The 19,094-nt window shown below is 47.2% G+C and carries 18 protein-coding genes; 16 read left to right on the top strand and 2 right to left on the bottom strand.

The genetic code is table 11. The features are described 5' to 3' along the window. Window positions 1–302: 302 nt before the first annotated feature. On the bottom strand, window positions 303–1,244 hold the full coding sequence (locus HPT30_RS13925) for a hypothetical protein (protein ID WP_175371957.1): 942 nt from the start codon (window positions 1,242–1,244) through the stop codon (window positions 303–305). Window positions 1,245–1,553: 309 nt separating this feature from the next. On the opposite strand from HPT30_RS13925, the gene HPT30_RS13920 reads away from it, so the two are divergent. After that, window positions 1,554–1,970 carry an HIT family protein gene (locus HPT30_RS13920; RefSeq protein ID WP_175371956.1) on the top strand — a complete coding sequence of 139 codons (417 nt, stop codon included), beginning with the start codon at window positions 1,554–1,556 and terminating at the stop codon, window positions 1,968–1,970. Window positions 1,971–2,157: 187 nt separating this feature from the next. On the opposite strand, the gene HPT30_RS13915 is transcribed toward HPT30_RS13920, so the two are convergent. After that, window positions 2,158–2,586, bottom strand: a complete 429-nt coding sequence (locus HPT30_RS13915) for an organic hydroperoxide resistance protein (protein ID WP_066362203.1) — start codon at window positions 2,584–2,586, stop codon at window positions 2,158–2,160. A gap of 144 nt (window positions 2,587–2,730) precedes the next feature. Here HPT30_RS13915 and HPT30_RS13910 point away from each other — a divergent pair, with 144 nt between their 5' ends. From HPT30_RS13910 to fliI, 15 genes are all read left to right on the top strand, one after another. Continuing rightward, a complete protein-coding gene (locus HPT30_RS13910) occupies window positions 2,731–3,198 on the top strand; it encodes a MarR family winged helix-turn-helix transcriptional regulator (RefSeq protein ID WP_066362202.1) in 468 nt (155 codons plus the stop codon). A gap of 347 nt (window positions 3,199–3,545) precedes the next feature. Next, a complete protein-coding gene (gene sucC / locus HPT30_RS13905) occupies window positions 3,546–4,703 on the top strand; it encodes an ADP-forming succinate--CoA ligase subunit beta (RefSeq protein ID WP_175371955.1) in 1,158 nt (385 codons plus the stop codon). 67 nt (window positions 4,704–4,770) lie between these two features. Continuing rightward, window positions 4,771–5,700 carry a succinate--CoA ligase subunit alpha gene (gene sucD / locus HPT30_RS13900; protein ID WP_175371954.1) on the top strand — a complete coding sequence of 310 codons (930 nt, stop codon included), beginning with the start codon at window positions 4,771–4,773 and terminating at the stop codon, window positions 5,698–5,700. Between the two features lie 225 nt (window positions 5,701–5,925). Next, window positions 5,926–7,044, top strand: coding sequence for a DNA-processing protein DprA (gene dprA, locus HPT30_RS13895; protein WP_175371953.1), 1,119 nt, complete (start codon window positions 5,926–5,928; stop codon window positions 7,042–7,044). 164 nt (window positions 7,045–7,208) lie between these two features. Then, window positions 7,209–9,317 (top strand): type I DNA topoisomerase, encoded by a 2,109-nt coding sequence (gene topA, locus HPT30_RS13890; protein ID WP_175371952.1) that lies wholly within the window; start codon window positions 7,209–7,211, stop codon window positions 9,315–9,317. A 21-nt stretch (window positions 9,318–9,338) separates the two neighbouring features. Further along, the gene (gene trmFO, locus HPT30_RS13885; RefSeq protein ID WP_175371951.1) at window positions 9,339–10,712 is read left to right on the top strand and encodes an FADH(2)-oxidizing methylenetetrahydrofolate--tRNA-(uracil(54)-C(5))-methyltransferase TrmFO; all 1,374 of its coding nucleotides are present in this window, start codon (window positions 9,339–9,341) and stop codon (window positions 10,710–10,712) included. Window positions 10,713–10,728: 16 nt separating this feature from the next. Further along, entirely contained in the window at window positions 10,729–11,271 is a 543-nt protein-coding gene (gene hslV / locus HPT30_RS13880) for an ATP-dependent protease subunit HslV (RefSeq protein ID WP_066362188.1), read from the top strand. Window positions 11,272–11,306: 35 nt separating this feature from the next. Then, entirely contained in the window at window positions 11,307–12,707 is a 1,401-nt protein-coding gene (gene hslU / locus HPT30_RS13875; protein WP_175371950.1) for an ATP-dependent protease ATPase subunit HslU, read from the top strand. A gap of 377 nt (window positions 12,708–13,084) precedes the next feature. Next, entirely contained in the window at window positions 13,085–13,492 is a 408-nt protein-coding gene (flgB, locus tag HPT30_RS13870) for a flagellar basal body rod protein FlgB (RefSeq protein WP_175371949.1), read from the top strand. A gap of 6 nt (window positions 13,493–13,498) precedes the next feature. Further along, a complete protein-coding gene (flgC, locus tag HPT30_RS13865) occupies window positions 13,499–13,945 on the top strand; it encodes a flagellar basal body rod protein FlgC (protein ID WP_175371948.1) in 447 nt (148 codons plus the stop codon). 31 nt (window positions 13,946–13,976) lie between these two features. Further along, window positions 13,977–14,291: a flagellar hook-basal body complex protein FliE gene (gene fliE / locus HPT30_RS13860; protein ID WP_175371987.1), complete on the top strand. Its 315-nt coding sequence runs from the start codon at window positions 13,977–13,979 to the stop codon at window positions 14,289–14,291. A gap of 34 nt (window positions 14,292–14,325) precedes the next feature. Then, window positions 14,326–15,915: a flagellar basal-body MS-ring/collar protein FliF gene (gene fliF, locus HPT30_RS13855; RefSeq protein WP_175371947.1), complete on the top strand. Its 1,590-nt coding sequence runs from the start codon at window positions 14,326–14,328 to the stop codon at window positions 15,913–15,915. An 8-nt stretch (window positions 15,916–15,923) separates the two neighbouring features. Continuing rightward, a complete protein-coding gene (gene fliG / locus HPT30_RS13850) occupies window positions 15,924–16,940 on the top strand; it encodes a flagellar motor switch protein FliG (RefSeq protein ID WP_175371946.1) in 1,017 nt (338 codons plus the stop codon). Further along, the gene (locus HPT30_RS13845; protein ID WP_175371945.1) at window positions 16,933–17,781 is read left to right on the top strand and encodes a FliH/SctL family protein; all 849 of its coding nucleotides are present in this window, start codon (window positions 16,933–16,935) and stop codon (window positions 17,779–17,781) included. Before fliG ends, HPT30_RS13845 begins: the two co-directional genes overlap by 8 nt. After that, on the top strand, window positions 17,774–19,087 hold the full coding sequence (fliI, locus tag HPT30_RS13840; RefSeq protein ID WP_175371986.1) for a flagellar protein export ATPase FliI: 1,314 nt from the start codon (window positions 17,774–17,776) through the stop codon (window positions 19,085–19,087). Before HPT30_RS13845 ends, fliI begins: the two co-directional genes overlap by 8 nt. The last annotated feature ends 7 nt before the right edge of the window (window positions 19,088–19,094 follow it).

The raw sequence follows: 19,094 nt of genomic DNA, 5'->3' as shown, positions 1-19,094 counted from the left end.
CCGCTCCTTAACTAAGCAAGCAATGATTTTGTAGTCGTGACGTGAAAAACACCCCTTATTATAATTGAGGCCACTGAAAAAGACTCTACAAAAAATACACGAGAAAAACGAGCCTCTAGAATGGCTTCTACGGCTCGTTTCGCGTTCCGGGAATCATATTTGACCCCCTGAAATTGTTGTGCTTCGATAAAACAAGTAGTTTTTCAGTGGCCTCTTCTAATTACTGGATATATCAATCAAGCATGTAGTCCAGTATTATTTTAAGAAGTACACTTTAGGTGCCCTAGAGGGTCTTTTGTTATTTATGGTTTAGTAAGTTCAGAAACATCTTTTTCGAATGCTTGCATGTACTGCTTGAGCTTGCCGTTATCCAGTTTATTGCTAGAATCGTTGGCCTTTGGAGGATTAGACTGTAATTGCTGGTACAAGAAATCCACTTCAGCAGATAATTTTCCCCAAGTATTTTTAACCGAGCTGTATTCGTCGGAAAGAGATTGTATGTATTTATCGTACTCTGATTTTTTGTCGATGGCTTTCCCTAATTGCTCCATTGTAAAATCAATATCCAGGCTTTCACCTGTACTGCTTGTTCCGTCGGCGAGGTACCAGCTTATATCAACAAATCCGGTATTCCAAATGTCTGAAACAATAAAATTTTGAATTTCTTGAAGTGTAGCTTTAGGATCGGTAGCAGAATTCTCTACAGAAGAGTTCTCAGGAATTGGGTGCTTAAATTCTTTCCTAACTACATCAAATGTTTGCTTGTCCGTAGCACTTGTAACCCAAACTATTTTTTCGTCTACGAACAGGACGATTATTTCACTGTTAGGAAGGGATGATTTTGTTCCTTCTATTAGGACGATCTTGTTTTTCTTGCCTTCCTTGTCTTTATAATCTTGCGATTCAAGGACTTTGGGGTCTTGAAGCTTTGAAGATTCGGGGATCTCTTTAGCTGCAAGTAATTGGAATATCGGCTGGGCCTCCGTGTGGATATTGTCAGTTATGAATGCTTTCTTGGCTTCAGGATCAGTTCCGTTCATAAAGACATTAACATATTCAAGAGCTGTCTTTTCATATGCATTTAGTTTCTTCTCTTTTTTTGAATCTGCAGCAATGGTGTTTTTATTTGTGTTAGAATCTGTATTTGCTTTAGAATTTGTGTTTATGTTTGTATTCGATGCTTTACCGTCAGAAGAGCTACAGCCAGATAGTAAAGTTGCCGTAATAACAATACCTAGAGCCAATTGTTTTTTAGAAATCTTAATTACCCCCTCAAAATATTAATTAATAAAAGCATAATTATAGAAATATATGTTAATATTACCTTTCTGTTGTTGATATCCAAATTATACGATGGGTAATGTATAAGGTTTCGTAAATTTAGCAGAAGGCAGTGAACAGTAAGGTTTCGATAATTAGACAACAAGGAATCTGAAAATACTAAATCGAATAAGAAAGATATATTAATCAATGCATGGTTCTTTAAGACAGATCAAACTTTCGATACCATGAGAACTATGAAAATTACCGCGTAGGATGGAGTGATGCTGTACATGGAATGTTTAGGATGTAGAATCGCTAACGGTATTGAACCCAACTTGAATATTGTTTATGAAAATGAATTTATTACTTGTGTGCTTGATATTGCTCCATTTAATGAAGGACATACTCTAATCCTCCCCAAAAAGCATTATAGGGATGTCGAAGAGATGGAATCAGAGACTGCTTATGCTATTATGGATGCTTCGAAAAAACTTTCAATTGCCTTGAAAAGTTTGTTTAAACCTGACGGTATAAGGATTTGTCAAGATGGAGGACAATTTAATGACCTTACTCATTACCACATGCATCTGATTCCAAGGTACGAAGGTGATGGATTCACCTGGGGCGAACCACTACACCCACATGGTGCTGAGAAACGATTAAACCAAACCAAAGAAAAGATTCTCAAGGAATTAAGTGAGGAATAAATCAACATTGTAGTTAAATGTAACTAAAAGTAAAGTCTAGAGACAGAACTTTGAAACGCAAAAACAGCCACCCGGCACTCCGGGTGGCTTGTTTGTATCGCGCTGATTCCAAGCGTATAAGGCATATTACATAACAGAGGCAAAGATTAATTTTTTTGAAGAGGTGCGGTAGATAAGTCCAGCTTGCTTACAGTACGTTCAATTCCACTGCAATATTACCGCGGGTAGCGCGGGAGTAAGGACAGGCACCGTGAGCGGCTTCTACAAGAGAAACTGCGGTGTCGTGGTCAACGCCTTTTACAAGAACATCCAGTTTGACTGCGATGCCGAAGCCGCCATCTTCCACTTTGCCTAAACTTACAGTTGCAGTGACTTCGCTGCCTTCGATTTTTACTTTACCCAGTCGTGCTACCATGTTCAGCGCGCTGTCGAAACAAGCCGAATATCCTGCAGCGAACAGTTGCTCAGGATTAGTTCCTTCACCGCCAGCACCGCCCAATTCACGTGGTGTGCTGATATTCAAGTTAAGCTTTGGAGTTTCGGATTCGATATAGCCGTTTCGTCCACCCACCGCTTTTACTGTTGTTTCATACATTTTTTGTTGGATAGTCATCATTATAAATCTCTCCGTTCCGTTATTTATATATTGTACACAATTTAATTTAACACAAATAAAATAATAGTCAAACTATTTTTTGCAATAATTATGATATCGAGAGTGATTTATGATAAAATAGTTCTATAAGGTGGGTGAAGAGATATGCAAGAAAAGTCAACAAACACCGAGCTTTTGCTCGATAATCATCTATGTTTTACCATTTATGCCTGTTCACGTGAGATAACGAAGCTGTATCAGCCTTATCTCGACAAAATAGGCGTGACGTATTCGCAATACCTCGTAATGATCGTGTTATGGGAACGAGAACAATGCACGGTGAAGGAACTGGGTGAAGCTCTGTTTTTGGACTCCGGCACGCTGACACCACTCCTGAAGCGTCTTCAAGCGGCAGGGCTTATTTTGCGGGAGCGTTCGCTTCAGGATGAGCGCAAGGTACTCATTTCCCTGACACCGCTCGGATGGGATTTGCAGAAGGAAGCAGCTTGTATTCCAAGTAAAATGATGGAAGGTACGGACATGTCTGAGAAAGAACTGGGAGACCTTCTGGTTCAGTTCAAAGATTTGCTGGGGCGTGTTCATAGTGCGAATACGAGTGCTTCCAAGAAATAGTAGCGGAATGAAGTCAAGATGATTGTTCGCATTCCGGCATGAAACCAAGCGAAAATGTGTGTATAAATTATGAATTATTTTAAGGAAAGCGTTTCAAAAACGTGTTACAATATTCTGGGTTTCCTTTTTGGGCATATAGGTTATATGTAAGCTAAGTCTTAGATGAGACCTTATGTTTCCCGCAGAAACGCAAGCCGTCCATACGGGCGGTTAATCCGTTTCTACCTGCTCCGGGCAAGTGAACTGTTGTACCGGCCTGAACCCGGGCATCGCGGCAATCAAAACGGAAAGCGGAATGACTGCAGGCTGCCTGCTCGGTCACCGCAACACTTTAGGAGGCTTCCGGAATGAATATCCACGAGTATCAGGGAAAAGAAGTGCTTAAGAAGTACGGCGTAGCCGTACCGAACGGAAAAGTAGCTTATACGGTGGAAGAAGCGGTCGCAGCCGCAGAATCACTGAGCACCCCGGTGGTAGTTGTGAAAGCTCAGATTCATGCAGGTGGACGCGGCAAAGCTGGCGGCGTGAAGGTGGCCAAGAATTTGGATGAGGTTCGCAGCTATGCTGCTGAGATTCTCGGCAAGACACTTGTCACTCATCAGACCGGCCCGGAAGGTAAAGTGGTGAAACGGCTTCTCATCGAAGAGGGCTGCCAAATTGTGAAGGAATATTATATCGGACTTGTTGTGGACCGCGGAACTGGCCGCGTCGTAATGATGGCTTCCGAGGAGGGCGGAACGGAGATTGAAGAAGTTGCCGCTACACATCCCGAGAAGATTTTTAAGGAAATTATTGATCCGGCAGTAGGGCTTCAGACCTTTCAGGCCCGTAAACTTGCATACAGCATAGCCATTCCGAGCGAATTGGTAAATAAAGCCGTCAAGTTCATGCAAGCGCTATATTTGGCTTTTGTGGATAAGGATTGCTCCATTGCGGAGATCAACCCGCTGGTCGTTACAGGTGACGGAAATGTTATGGCGCTGGATGCCAAACTGAATTTTGATTCCAACGCTCTGTTCCGCCATAAGGACATTCTGGAGCTTCGTGATCTGGAGGAAGAAGATGAGAAAGAGATCGAAGCCTCTAAATACGACCTTAGCTACATTGCCCTGGATGGCAATATTGGCTGTATGGTGAATGGTGCGGGCTTGGCTATGGCTACTATGGATATTATTAAATATTATGGCGGAGAACCCGCCAACTTCCTCGATGTAGGGGGCGGTGCTACTACTGAGAAAGTTACTGAAGCATTTAAGATTATTTTGTCCGATGCTAAGGTTAACGGAATTTTCGTCAACATCTTCGGCGGTATCATGCGCTGTGATGTCATTGCCAACGGTGTGGTGGAAGCTGCCAAGCAGCTCGGATTGACCAAACCACTGGTGGTGCGTCTTGAAGGTACCAATGTGGCACTAGGTAAGGAGATTCTGGCCGGATCGGGACTGAATATCGTACCTGCCGACTCGATGGCGGATGGGGCCCGTAAGATTGTTTCTCTCGTATAATAATAGCCCTGCGGAGTGGTTTCGCAGTGGATCGTATTTGACAAAATGATTAGGGATGTGACGAAGAATGAGCATTCTTGTAGATAAAAATACGAAAGTGATCACGCAGGGAATTACGGGTTCGACCGGTTTGTTTCATACCAAAGGCGCGCTGGATTACGGAACCCAGATGGTTGGTGGTGTAACGCCAGGTAAAGGCGGAACGACGGTCAACATTACGCTGGAGAATGGGGAAGAGGTCAGTCTGCCGGTATTTGACACTGTAGTCGCAGCCAAAGCGGCAACAGGTGCAACCGCTAGTGTAATCTATGTACCGCCAGCATTCGCCGCAGACTCTATCATGGAAGCCGTAGATGCGGAACTGGATCTCGTAATCTGTATTACAGAGGGGATTCCGGTACTTGATATGGTGAAGGTATCGCGTTATATGGAAGGCCGTTCCACAGTCCTGATCGGGCCTAACTGTCCTGGAGTCATTACCCCTGGAGAATGCAAAATTGGCATAATGCCAGGTTATATCCACTTGCCGGGCTATGTCGGCGTAGTCTCACGCAGTGGAACTTTGACCTATGAGGCGGTTCATCAGCTGACTACGCGGGGAATTGGACAATCCTCTGCCGTAGGTATCGGTGGTGATCCTGTCAAAGGTTCGGAGTTTATTGATATTTTGAAGTTGTTTAATGAAGATCCGGGTACTAAAGCGGTCGTCATGATCGGTGAAATCGGCGGTACAGCGGAGGAAGAAGCAGCGGTTTGGATTCGCGATAATATGACTAAGCCGGTAGTCGGCTTTATTGGCGGGGCTACTGCACCTCCAGGCAAGCGGATGGGTCATGCCGGTGCCATTATTTCGGGCGGAAAAGGTACAGCCAGTGAGAAGATCGCTGTTCTGGAAGCATGCGGAATTAAAGTGGCGCCGACTCCGGCAGAGATGGGCTCTACTTTGGTAAGCGTGCTTGAAGAACGCGGTATTTTAAGTACATTTACCACTCACTAGCATTTATTTTAACGTTAATAATATGTACATGAAAGGCTCTGCGCTGCAGGGTTCTTTCGTGTATAATGTGATCAGAGGTAAGCAACCTTTTGTTCCTGCGGGAATGGAAGGTTGCTTTTTTGCGTATTTGCGCAAATCCGGGATTGTAGAGAGGACTTGCAATTATAAGCGGTGTGTCACAAAATAGGGAGGTCGGTCCTTCCATTAAAAGGGAGAGAGTGCAAAATGAAGGAACGTGATTTATTATTCGGTCTGAATGAGGTTCAGGGGGTCGGTTGGAAGAGCATTGATAAGATTTGTGCTGCCGGTTTATTGTCGGAAAAAGCATTTGCTTGTGTTCCTGAGGATTGGGAGCGCATCGGACTGAACGGGAAAGTGGCGGCTGCCCTTGCCTCCATATATACACCCGAATGGATCGCCGAGAGACACTCTTTAATAGAAGAAAGAGGAATTGGTCTGGTAACTATACTGGATGAGGATTACCCCGCTATGTTAAAAGAAACGGTAGAGCCCCCTTGGATACTATACTATCGCGGACGACTGGAACTGTTATCCCGCCCTGGAATTGCCATGGTGGGCACCCGTGTGCCTACTGCATACGGTATCAAGGTTGGTGAAATGCTGGCAGGCGAATTAAGTGCAGCCGGTCTGACGGTAGTCAGTGGTCTTGCCAGAGGGATCGACAGCGTCTGTCATAAAGCTGCCCTGAAAGGTCGCGGAAGTACGATTGCTGTGACAGCAACGGGAATGGATAAGGTCTACCCTCCCGAGAACCGGGAGTTGCTGCGGAACGTTGCACAAGACGGGCTGGTGCTGACCGAATACCCTTTAGGGACGCCGAGTCACCCGGGTCTCTTTCCAAGGCGCAACCGGATTATTGCGGGTCTGTCCCTTGGAACCGTGGTAGTGGAAGCCGACAGCCGCAGCGGTTCGCTTATTACAGCTGATGCAGCTTTGGAGGCAGGGCGTGATGTGTTTGCTGTTCCAGGACCACTTACATCTCCCAAAAGCAGAGGGGCGCTAGATTTGATTAAGCAGGGGGCGAAGCTTGTCACAGGCAGTGCAGATATTGTTGAAGAATATCAGTTTTGTCTGCCTCAACCTCCAGTAAATACAAGAGATAACGGGGATGCTGAACCTCTGGACAAAGAGGGGCCCGGTGAAAAGAAATTGACAAGAGAGGAGTCCCAACTATACCATATACTGCATCAGGGGCCCTTTACCTTGGATGAGCTTCTAGCGAGAAGCCAGTGGGATTTTGGACTTTTGCATTCAGTTCTGTTATCTTTAATCATAAAAAAAGCGGTAACACAATTACCGGGTGCCATTTATAAGATTATTTAAAAATATAAGAGGACATCATGATGATGAATCTTCCTTGTATTTTCGAAGGAACTTATTTATTTTCGAAGGTCCCCGCCAATTTTTGAAGAAGACCGCAGTATAAAGGTTTGGGTAGAGGGGCTATCTTGTATAGAAGGTTTTAGTGTTAATGAGGAGGACGTATTATGGCGGATACATTGGTTATTGTCGAGTCGCCCGCGAAAGCGAAGACGATCGGCAAATATTTGGGCAGTAAATATATTGTTAAAGCATCCATGGGGCATGTTCGTGACTTGCCTAAAAGTCAGATCGGCGTAGAGGTCGAGAATGACTTCAACCCGAAGTACATTACTATTCGTGGCAAAGGCTCCGTGTTGAAAGAATTGAAGGATGCCCGCAAAAAAGTGAAAAAAGTATATCTGGCGGCTGACCCGGACCGCGAAGGAGAAGCTATTGCCTGGCATTTGGCCCATGCGCTGGATCTGGATAATACCGAAGAATGTCGGGTGGTTTTTAACGAAATCACCAAGCAAGCCGTTAAGGACGCATTCAAGACCCCGCGGAAAATCAACATGGATCTGGTGAATGCACAGCAGGCTCGCCGGATTCTGGATCGGCTTGTGGGTTACAAGATCAGTCCATTATTATGGAAGAAAGTCAAAAAAGGCTTGTCTGCCGGACGGGTTCAATCGGTTGCTGTCAAAATTATTATGGACCGCGAGAACGAGATCGGTGAGTTTGTTCCTACGGAATATTGGAGCATTACCGCCAAACTTGGTATCCGCGATACGAACTTTGAAGCTAAGTTCCATAAGCTGAACGGTGAGAAGAAAGAACTGAACCAAGAGAGTGATGTTCAGGAGGTTCTTCAGGCGATCAAGGGAGCCGATTTTACAGTTAGTCAGGTAAAGGAAAAGGAACGGCAGCGTCATCCTTCTGCGCCGTTTACCACCAGTTCATTGCAGCAGGAAGCGGCTCGTAAGCTCGGTTTCCGGGCAGCCAAGACCATGTCGGTAGCTCAGCAGCTGTATGAAGGTGTGGAATTAGGCAAAGAAGGTACTGTTGGTCTTATAACTTACATGCGTACGGACTCTACGCGGATTTCGGCGACGGCGCAAGAAGAAGCAAAAGAACTGATTCTGTCCAAGTACGGTGAGAAGTTTGTACCAGAATCTCCGCGTCAATATTCCAAGAAGGCTGCTGGAGCCCAGGATGCGCACGAAGCGATTCGTCCAACCTCCGCTCTGCGTGAACCTGAGACAGTAAAGGAGTTCATGAGTCGTGATCAATTCCGTCTCTATAAACTCGTCTGGGAACGGTTTGTTTCCAGCCAGATGTCTTCAGCCCTGCTGGATACGCTTTCGGTGGATATTGCCGCAGGACCAGCCATTTTCCGTGCTGTGGGCTCCAAGGTATCTTTCCCCGGCTTCATGAAAGTGTATGTGGAAGGGAATGATGACGGCACGACGGATGAGGAGAAGTTCCTTCCGCCGCTTCAGTCAGGAGATCACCTGAATACACAAGACATCGATCCGAAGCAGCATTTTACACAGCCGCCGCCACGTTATACGGAAGCAAGGCTCGTTAAGACGCTGGAGGAGCTGGGCATAGGGCGTCCAAGTACGTATGCCCCAACGCTGGAGACGATCCAGAAGCGTGGTTATGTGGCCATTGAAGAGAAGAAATTCATGCCGACAGAGCTGGGTGAATTAGTCATCGAGCAGATGGAGGAATTCTTCCCGGAGATTCTGAACGTTGAATTCACAGCCAACATGGAAGGCGATCTTGACCATGTGGAGGAAGGCTCAGAGGACTGGGTGAAGGTACTGGCTGAGTTCTATGAATCCTTCGAGAAGCGGCTGGAGTTCGCTGAAGAAGAAATGAAAGAAATCGAGATCGAGGATGAAGTCTCCGACGAGCTCTGTGAAAAATGTGGCAAGCCAATGGTGTATAAGCTTGGCCGCTTCGGGAAGTTTCTGGCTTGTTCGGGATTCCCGGATTGCCGGAATACGAAGCCAATCGTCAAAGATATTGGCGTTAACTGTCCGAAATGCCATGAGGGCAAAGTAGTAGAACGTCGCAGCAAGAAGGGTCGCGTCTTCTACGGCTGTGATCAGTACCCGGGTTGTGATTTTGTCTCCTGGGATCGTCCGTCTTTGAAGCCTTGTCCTGCTTGCGGTTCTTGGATGGTAGAGAAGCGCAACAAACAAGGGGTCAAGCTGCAGTGTACCTCATGTGATCATACAGAAGCAGTTCTGGACAATGATAGCGACAACGAAGAATTAGCAGAATAATAGGTTCAGGAGGAAAAGAAGTTGACGGATATTTCGAGAGTTACAGTAATTGGTGCCGGTTTGGCCGGTAGTGAAGCAGCCTGGCAGATTGCCTCGCAAGGGGTGCCGGTTAGATTATATGAGATGAGACCGGTTGTGAAGACTCCGGCCCATCATACAGACAAATTTGCCGAACTGGTGTGCAGCAACTCGCTGCGCGCCAACGGACTAGGCAATGCTGTAGGCGTATTGAAGGAAGAAATGCGCCGCTTAAATTCGCTTGTTCTGGGAGCAGCGGACCGGAATGCGGTCCCGGCTGGTGGTGCGCTTGCAGTGGATCGCGACGGTTTCTCCGGCGAGATTACCTCTACTTTGCACAATCATCCTCTCATTGAGGTTATAAATGAAGAGCTTACGCATATACCGGAGGAAGGGATCGTTGTCATTGCGACTGGTCCGCTGACCTCCCCATCGTTGTCCGCTGAGATTAAGGCTCTGCTGGGAGAAGAATATTTCTACTTCTATGATGCGGCTGCTCCAATCGTCGAGAAGGACTCTATCGATATGGACAAAGTCTATTTGGCTTCCCGTTATGACAAAGGTGAGGCGGCATATTTGAACTGCCCGATGACAGAAGAGGAGTTTGATGTCTTCTATGATGCGCTGATCACTGCAGAAACAGCGGCACTTAAAGAATTTGAGAAAGAGATTTATTTTGAAGGCTGTATGCCGATTGAGATTATGATGAAACGTGGCAAACAGACCGCGTTGTTCGGGCCGATGAAGCCAGTAGGCTTGGTTAACCCGCATACAGGTAAGCTGCCTTATGCCGTTGTGCAATTGCGTCAGGATAATGCGGCAGGAACGCTGTATAACCTTGTAGGGTTTCAAACCCATCTCAAATGGGGCGAGCAAAAGCGAGTGTTCTCTCTGATTCCAGGACTTGAGAATGCGGAGTATGTTCGTTATGGCGTTATGCACCGCAACACCTTTATTAACTCGCCTAAGCTGTTGCATCCTACCTATCAGATGAAGGGTCATGAGCGGCTGTATTTTGCCGGTCAAATGACAGGTGTAGAAGGTTATGTAGAATCGGCAGCTTCCGGCCTAATCGCTGGTATTAACGCCGCCAGAGCCGCTAAGGGACAGGAAGGTCTGATCTTCCCTGGGGATAGTGTGCTTGGTAGTATGCCTGCTTATATCACTTCGGCCGACCCAGAGCACTTCCAGCCGATGAATGCTAACTTTGGATTGTTGCCGAAGCCTGAAAAGAAAATTCGCAACAAGAAGGAAAAGAACGAGCTGCTGGCCCACCGTGCGCTGGATAGCTTGGCTGAATACGCAATTCGTGAACAATTGAATTATATCGAACCTGAGATCAGCGAAGTCCAAGAAGAGGAAGAGAGCTTATCTTGATAAGGAGGCAGCAATCATGATTCCCAGCTTTCATGCAACTACAATTTGTGCAGTAAGACATAACGGTCAGGCGGCGATAGCCGGCGACGGCCAGGTTACATTCGGAGAAAGCGTCATTATGAAGACGACAGCCAGAAAAGTACGGCGCCTCTATCGGGGTCAAGTCATTGCTGGCTTCGCAGGTTCTGTCTCTGACGCTATTACATTGTTCGAGAAGTTTGAGGGTAAGCTGGAGGAGCATCACGGTAACTTGCAGCGCGCAGCAGTAGAACTGGCCAAGGACTGGCGTCAGGACCGTGTCCTGCGCAAGCTGGAGGCACTAATGATTGTGATGAACAAGGAAGGCATGCTGCTGATTTCCGGTAACGGAGAGATCATTGAACCGGATGATGATGTGTTGGCTATCGGTTCGGGCGGCAACTTTGCCTTAGCTTCTGGTCGTGCTCTTAAACGTCACGCGTCGAATCTGACTGCGGCAGAGATTGCGAAGGAAGCCTTGCAGATTGCATCCGAGATTTGTGTATATACGAATTCCAATATTATTGTTGAACAATTATAGGCATAGCAGCCATAGAAGAGATGGAGGAAGTCACGATGGTGAATCAATCGCTAACCCCGCGCCAAATCGTAGCTGAGCTGGATAAATATATCGTAGGTCAGAAGCAGGCCAAGAAATCCGTGGCCGTTGCACTCCGCAATCGGTATCGGCGCAGTCTGCTTGCCGAAGAACTGCGTGATGAAGTTGTTCCGAAGAACATTCTGATGATCGGACCTACCGGTGTGGGTAAAACTGAGATCGCCCGGCGTCTGGCCAAGCTGGTCAATGCGCCTTTCATCAAGGTCGAGGCTACGAAGTTTACCGAGGTTGGTTACGTCGGCCGTGATGTAGAGTCCATGGTTCGGGATCTTGTGGAGACTGCCATCCGGATGGTGAAGCTGGAACGGACCGAGAAGGTTCAGGACCGGGCGGAAGAGCTGGCTAACGAACGGATCGTTTCTATTCTGGTGCCTTCCTCCTCCAAGAACAAATCCCAGCGTAACCCCTTTGAGATGATTTTTGGGGGGAATGGGGGCCAGGATGAGTCCAAGGAGGAGACCGAGCAGGACAGTAGCCTCAGCGAACGCCGTAGAGGGGTCAGATTCAAACTTCTGGCCGGGCAACTGGAAGAGGATATCATCGAAGTGGATGTAGAGGACGCATCTCCTAATATGATGGATATGTTTGCCGGACAGGGTAATGAGCAGATGGGGATGAACATGCAAGAAATGTTCGGCAGCCTTCTGCCTAAACGCACCAAGAAGCGCAAGCTGCCGATTAAGGAAGCCCGCAAGGTGTTGATCCAGGATGAAGCTTCCAAGCTGATTGATATGGATGATGTAATCCAGGAGTCTGTGGCGAGAGCCGAGCAATCCGGGATTATTTTTATCGACGAGATTGACAAGGTAGCTAGCCAAGGCAAAGGTTCGGGTCCAGATGTCTCCCGTGAAGGCGTGCAGCGTGATATTTTACCTATCGTCGAGGGATCAACGGTGATGACCAAATACGGCCCTGTGAAGACCGATTACGTGCTCTTCATTGCCGCAGGTGCTTTTCACATTGCTAAGCCGTCAGACCTTATTCCTGAGCTTCAGGGGCGCTTTCCAATTCGGGTTGAGCTGAACAGCTTGACGCTGGAGGATTTTGTATCTATTTTGACGGAGCCGGAGAATGCATTGACCAAACAGTATGTTCACTTGCTCCAGACAGAGAACATCGAAGTGCAGTTCCAGAAGGAAGCCATTGAGGAAATCGCTAAGATTGCAGCGTCTGTTAATCAGAACATGGAGAATATCGGTGCCCGCCGTTTGCATACCATTTTGGAGAAGCTGCTGGAGGATCTTTCCTTTGAAGCGCCTGAGCTGACACTGGATACAATGGTAATCACTCCGGAATATGTTCGTGACAAACTATCGGGTATTGCCCAGGATCGTGATTTGAGCCAATACATTCTTTAAATTGACAGCATTCGAGATTATTCGAATTTAGGTAGTTGGAATTAGAAATATGCAATATCTCCTCGATCTCGAGGAATATTATGTAAATATATGAAGAATATTATTTTTAATATAAGGAGCAATGTAATAAAATAGCATTTTTGTGCTTTAAGCCCTCTCTTTTCTGAAAAGATAGGGCTTATTTCTTATTGTAATAATATACAAATTCTAAGAGAATCAAAGTATGTGAGATCGCTAGTGGAATAAACCACTGACAACTTTCGACCTATAACCAGACATTGGGCACTATTTTGGACTTATTTGTCGAATCAAGAAGGGATTCGTAAAGTTGCTGTGGAATTCTTTTTATTACGAAAGCTTTTGGAAGGAGGATTTCCGTGGGATTGCTGAATAGTGTCAGTTTTCAACGATTGCAGGGAGGCATTGAAGCTGCTAATCAACGACAATCTGTGCTGGCTAATAATGTGGCCAATGTCGATACACCAAATTTCAAACGCTCCAATGTTTCATTTGAGAGTATTCTTCAGCAGCAAGAGCTTGGGCTTCAGTCGGATCTGAACGCTAGAGTGACAGATCGCCGGCATTTTCAATTCGGTTCAAACAAGATCGTACCGGCTTCCGTCTACAGCACAGATCAAACCACCTCAATGAACAATAACAACAATAACGTAGATGTTGACAGAGAGATGGCTTTAAGCGCTGAAAATCAGCTCAGATACAATTCATATGTCGGGCTGTTGAATAGCCAATTTACGATGATGCGCTCAGTTGTTGAAGGGAGATAATGCTCAATGAACTTTGGTAGCAGTTTTGGGATAAGTGCTTCTGCATTAACCGCTCAGCGGTTGCGGATGGACGTAATCAGCTCGAATATTGCCAACGCAGAAACGACAAGAGCTTCGGTAGTGGATGGCAAGGCTGTTCCTTATCGGCGGAAGATGGTCGTTCTGGAGACAGCAGAAGGCAACAAGTTCTCGGACATCCTTCAAAATAAGATGAATGGTGACGTCAAGGGTGTAACCGTCCAGGCCATTACGGACGATTCTTCTCCGTTCAAGCCGGTATTCAATCCAAGTCATCCCGATGCAGATGAGAATGGATATGTGTATATGCCGAATGTGGACATCACTAAGGAAATGGTGGACATGCTGTCTGCATCTCGCTCCTACGAAGCGAATGTAACGATGTTGAATGCATCGAAGGCCATGGTAAGCAAAGCGCTCGAAATCGGACGCTAACCGTAAATTTGACCAAGGGGGAACATAGTTGATACCGAATAATCTAGCTATAGGCTCACAGGGAGTTCAGCAGCTTGCACTTAAACCGGCAGCATCACAATCTTCATCTGGTCCGGCAGTGAATGACACACAAAGCTTTGGCTCTTACCTGGAAAATGCATTGAATCAAGTGGCTGCCCAAGAGCAGCAGTCGAAAGAGATGAGTAACAAGTTTATTCTCGGAGAAGTGAACGTGGACGAGGCAATGATTTCTTCGCAACAGGCATTGCTTAGTTTGCAGCTTACGACACAAGTCCGGAACAAGGTGATAGAGGCCTATCAGGAAATTATGAGAACTCAAATCTAAATAATCCTAGCTTAGTTTCGGATGGGGTGACACTGTGAATGAAAGATTTGCCCAGTACCGGGAAAAAGCAGCCCAGTATTGGAACAGATTCAGCAACCAACAGAAGATATTATTCTTTGCTACACTTGGCATTATTATTGTAATTATTGTGGTTCTTACGATGCAGTTGTCCAAGACAGAATATGAAGTTGCATTCAGGGATCTGGACAGTACGGATTCCGCGGCAGTCATGACCTATCTGGACTCCAAAGGAACACCTTACCGGTTGAGTCCTGACGGAAAGAGCATTTCTGTACCAAGTACGGAGGCAGCACGGATCAAGGTGGACATCGGTTCGCAGGGAATTGTGCAGGGTGGCTCCATCGGGTACAAAATCTTTGACGAGAACTCGTCTATGATCGGTACAACAGACAGTGAGTTTAATGTGAAATATAACAACGCTCTGAATGGTGAAGTAGAGCAGTTGATGAAACGGATGCAAGGCATTCAGGATGCCAAGGTGCTGGTCAATTTGCCGAAAGAGACGGTATTTGCCTCACAGGCTAACCAGGAGAAGGCTTCCGCTTCCGTTGTACTTACATTTAAACCTGGATTCAGACCAAGCCAGGATAATATTGACGGATACTTCAATCTCGTGAAGACTGCTGTGCCAAATCTGCCAGTTGAGAACATTACGATCGCCAACAATGAGGTTGAGCTGATGCCAACGGCCAAAGGCGGCCAAGGCGGAGTCTCCAATCAGGTGGAAGAGAACTTTGCGCTGCAGAAGAAATTCGAAGAAGATGTCAAAAAGGATGTTAAACAATTTCTTAGCAGACTGATGGGACCTGAAAAGGTAGATGTACTCGTCATGTCCAAGCTGAACTTCGACAAGGAGAGCCGAAAGGAAGATCTTGTCGCACCGGTTGATACTGAGAATATGAAGGGGATCGAGATCAGTTCCCAGATTATCAGCAACTCTTATTCCGGTCAAGGTAACACTACGGGTGGCGTGGCTGGTACGGGTTCCCAGGATGTTGCCGGATTCCCATCTGCAACAGGTACGGGGCAGTCGACTTCGGATGAATCTTCGGAGACTAGAAACTTTGAAGTGAACCGAATCACTAAAGATATCGTTGCGAGTCCGTACTCTGTAAAAGATTTAACCATTAATGTTGCAGTTGAACCACCTGATGGACAAAATTCTTTGGATCAGCCAACAACAGCTGCTATCCAGAACATTTTGGTCAATGTTGTACGGGCATCCTTGGCTGGTTCTGAGGTTACTTATACAGACGCAGAGTTGGCTAAAAAAGTTTCGGTGTTCTCGCAACCATTTGGTTCCAGTACTGCAGCAGCCGCTGCTACCGGACTTGCTAAATGGATGATTTGGGCCATTGGCGCCGCTGCGCTGCTTGTGGGTGCCGGAGTGGGATACTTCATCTATCGGAGACGCAACAGAGCCGAGGAAGAAGAAGAGGAAGAAGATATTCCTCTGCAAGTTCCGACTGAGTTTCCTTCCATTAATTTGGAGAGCGTGACGAATGAAAGCCAGGTTCGCAAGCAGCTTGAGAGTCTGGCCAAAAAGAAACCGGACGAATTCGTAAATCTGCTGCGTACATGGCTTGCAGACGAACAGAGGTGAACTGATTAATGGCAAAAGCTACTCAGCAGACACTTAGCGGTCGCCAAAAGGCTGCAATTCTGCTAATCACACTTGGGCCGGAAGTGTCGGCGCAAATATTCAAACATTTAAGGGACGATGAAATCGAACAGCTTACGCTGGAGATTGCCAATGTGCGTAAGGTTGATAGCGGTGAAAAAGAGTCGATTATGGCGGAATTTCACCAGATTTGTCTCGCCCAGGAATATATTTCACAAGGCGGTATTAATTACGCCAAGGAGATTCTGGAGAAAGCACTGGGCTCGCAGAAAGCACTGGAGGTTATCAACCGTCTGACAGCTACGCTGCAGGTACGGCCGTTCGACTTTGCTCGGAAGGCAGATCCCAACCAGATTCTCAACTTTATTCAGAACGAGAATGTACAGACCATTGCACTTGTCTTGTCCTATCTTCAATTTGAGCAGGCTGCGGCGATCCTGTCTTCATTACCACAGGAGAAACAAGCAGAGGTTGCACGGAGAATTGCCGTCATGGACAGTACTTCTCCAGAAGTCATTACCCAGATTGAACGAGTGCTTGAGCAAAAGCTGTCGGCGACGGTTACTCAGGACTACACCAACGCTGGTGGCATAGAGTCCATCGTCCAAATCCTGAATGGCGTAGACCGCGGTACAGAACGCACGATTCTGGATTCCTTGGAAATTCAGGATCCGGAGCTTGCTGAAGAAATCAAGAAACGGATGTTTGTCTTCGAGGATATTGTCAACGTGGACAACCGTTCGATCCAGCGTATTATCCGCGATATCGAGAATGCAGATTTGCAGCTCGCCCTCAAAGTGGCCAGCGAGGAAGTTCGGGATGTTATTTTCCGCAACATGTCCAAACGTATGGCAGAAACATTCCGCGAGGAAATGGAGTACATGGGTCCGGTGCGGCTGCGTGATGTGGAAGAAGCCCAGACTCGTATTGTTGGTACGATCCGCAGACTGGAAGAATCCGGTGAGATTATTATTGCCCGCGGTGGAGGAGATGACATAATTGTCTAAGCTGATCAAACACTCCCAATATGTTCCGGTAGATGTACTCAAGAGGTTGGAACAGGCCCGGCATTATGCCGGCCTTACCGAAGAACCCGATCCGGAGGAATCTACTGGAGAAATCCACTATCAGGATCCCGCACAGGAAGAGGCGGAGCAGGCCCGCAAGCAAATGCTGAAGGATGCGAAGGAGTTTGCCGAAGGCCAGGTGCGAGATGCCTCCCTTGAGGCCGAGTCCATTGTGGAAGCGGCGCAGGCGGAAGCCGAAGAGTGGTGGCGGCAACGTCGGGAGCAGGATGAGCACCTTGTAGAGGCAGTTAAATCCGAGGCATTTCAGCAAGGCTATCAGGAAGGCATCCAGAAGGCAGAGGAAGAGATGCAGCGGAAGTTAGCCGAGATGATGGAAGAAGCCAGGGCAGTATTGCAAGAAGCCTATAAGGCAAGAGACGTTATTATTCAGGAGGCTGAGCCTTTCCTCGTAGAACTGAGTTGTGACATTGCTGAGAAGATCGTGGACAAGCAGTTGACCTTGGAGCCGCAATTCGCAATGGAACTAATTCGTAAGAATCTGGCGCGTAAGCGCGAGCAAGGATTGATCTCGCTCTGTGTGTCACCTGCACAGTTCGCGTTTGTGAATGCAGCTAGAGAGGAATTGGCGCTCGCGGTGGATTCTCAAGCAGAGCTACAGATTTTGCCCGACTCAACGGTAAAAGACCAGGGCTGTGTGATCCGGTCTTCCTTTGGCAGTATTGATGCCCGTATCGATACCCAGCTTTCGGAGATAAAGAAAGAACTGGTACGAATCGCGCTGGATACCGAGGAGCATGGAAGTGGTGAAGAGTATGCTTGACAGTGGACGTTACAAAGAGCAACTTCGTAATCTCGATCCGGTCAGAATTAACGGTAAGGTTACGCAAGTTATTGGTCTTATGGTGGAATCGGAAGGACCAGACGCCAGCATTGGAGATGTATGTTACATCTACCCGACTAAGGGCAGTAAGCCATTGCAGGCTGAGGTCGTGGGCTTCCGTGATAATAAAGTATTGCTGATGCCTCTGGGTGAGCTTCAGTCCATCGGTCCAGGCTGTGACGTAGTCGGTACAGGGAAACCACTTAGTGTTCAAGTTGGCTCCGAACTGCTCGGCAAGGTGCTTGACGGCCTTGGCCAGCCGCTTGATGGCTCGCTAATACCGGCCCGGATGCCTCATAGCTCGACTTTTAATATTCCGTCCAATCCGCTGACCCGGCCACGTGTGCATGAACCGATCAGTATTGGAGTGCGCGCTATTGATGGGCTGTTGACCATTGGCAAAGGACAGCGGGTTGGGATTTTTGCGGGTTCAGGAGTCGGAAAAAGTACACTGATGGGCATGATCGCCCGCAATACCTCGGCAGATGTGAATGTCATCGCGCTCATTGGAGAGCGGGGCAGGGAAGTGCTTGATTTTATTGAACGTGATTTGGGTCCGGAAGGATTGCAGCGTTCAGTAGTTATTGTAGCTACCTCGGATCAGCCAGCGCTGATCCGCATCAAAGGGGCATTGATCGCTACCACCATCGCCGAATATTTCCGCGATCGCGGACTGAATGTCATGCTGATGATGGACTCTGTTACCCGCTATGCGATGGCTCAGCGCGAAGTGGGACTTGCAGTCGGCGAGCCGCCGGCGATGAGGGGGTACACCCCTTCCGTTTTTGCAAGCCTGCCGAAGCTGCTGGAACGTGCAGGGACAGGTCCAACCGGATCAATAACGGCGTTCTACACAGTGCTGGTGGATGGGGATGACATGAATGAGCCGATCGCAGATGCGGTTCGGGGAATATTGGATGGTCATATTGTGCTTAACCGTAGCATTGCTAACAAAGGACATTTTCCAGCCATTGACGTGCTCGCCAGCATTAGCCGTGTTATGAAGGATATCGCTCCGGAAGAGCAGATAGCGGCTGCAGAGAATGTGAAGCGGCTCATGGCCGTGTATAAGGATTCAGAAGATTTGATCAATATCGGAGCCTATCAACAAGGCTCTAATGCCCAGATCGATGAGTCGATCCATTATATCGACAGCATTTGGGAGTTCACCAGACAGAAGGTCAATGAAAAAGTGACGCTTACTGAAGTTCAGGAATCTTTAATTTCCCAGTTCTCAAGGAGTTGATTCAGTA

The sequence above is a fragment of the Paenibacillus agri genome (genome assembly GCF_013359945.1).
GTDB classification, from domain to species: domain Bacteria; phylum Bacillota; class Bacilli; order Paenibacillales; family Paenibacillaceae; genus Paenibacillus_AQ; species Paenibacillus_AQ agri.
Note: the sequence above shows the minus strand (reverse complement) of the source record. Positions and strands in the feature narration are given on the sequence as shown.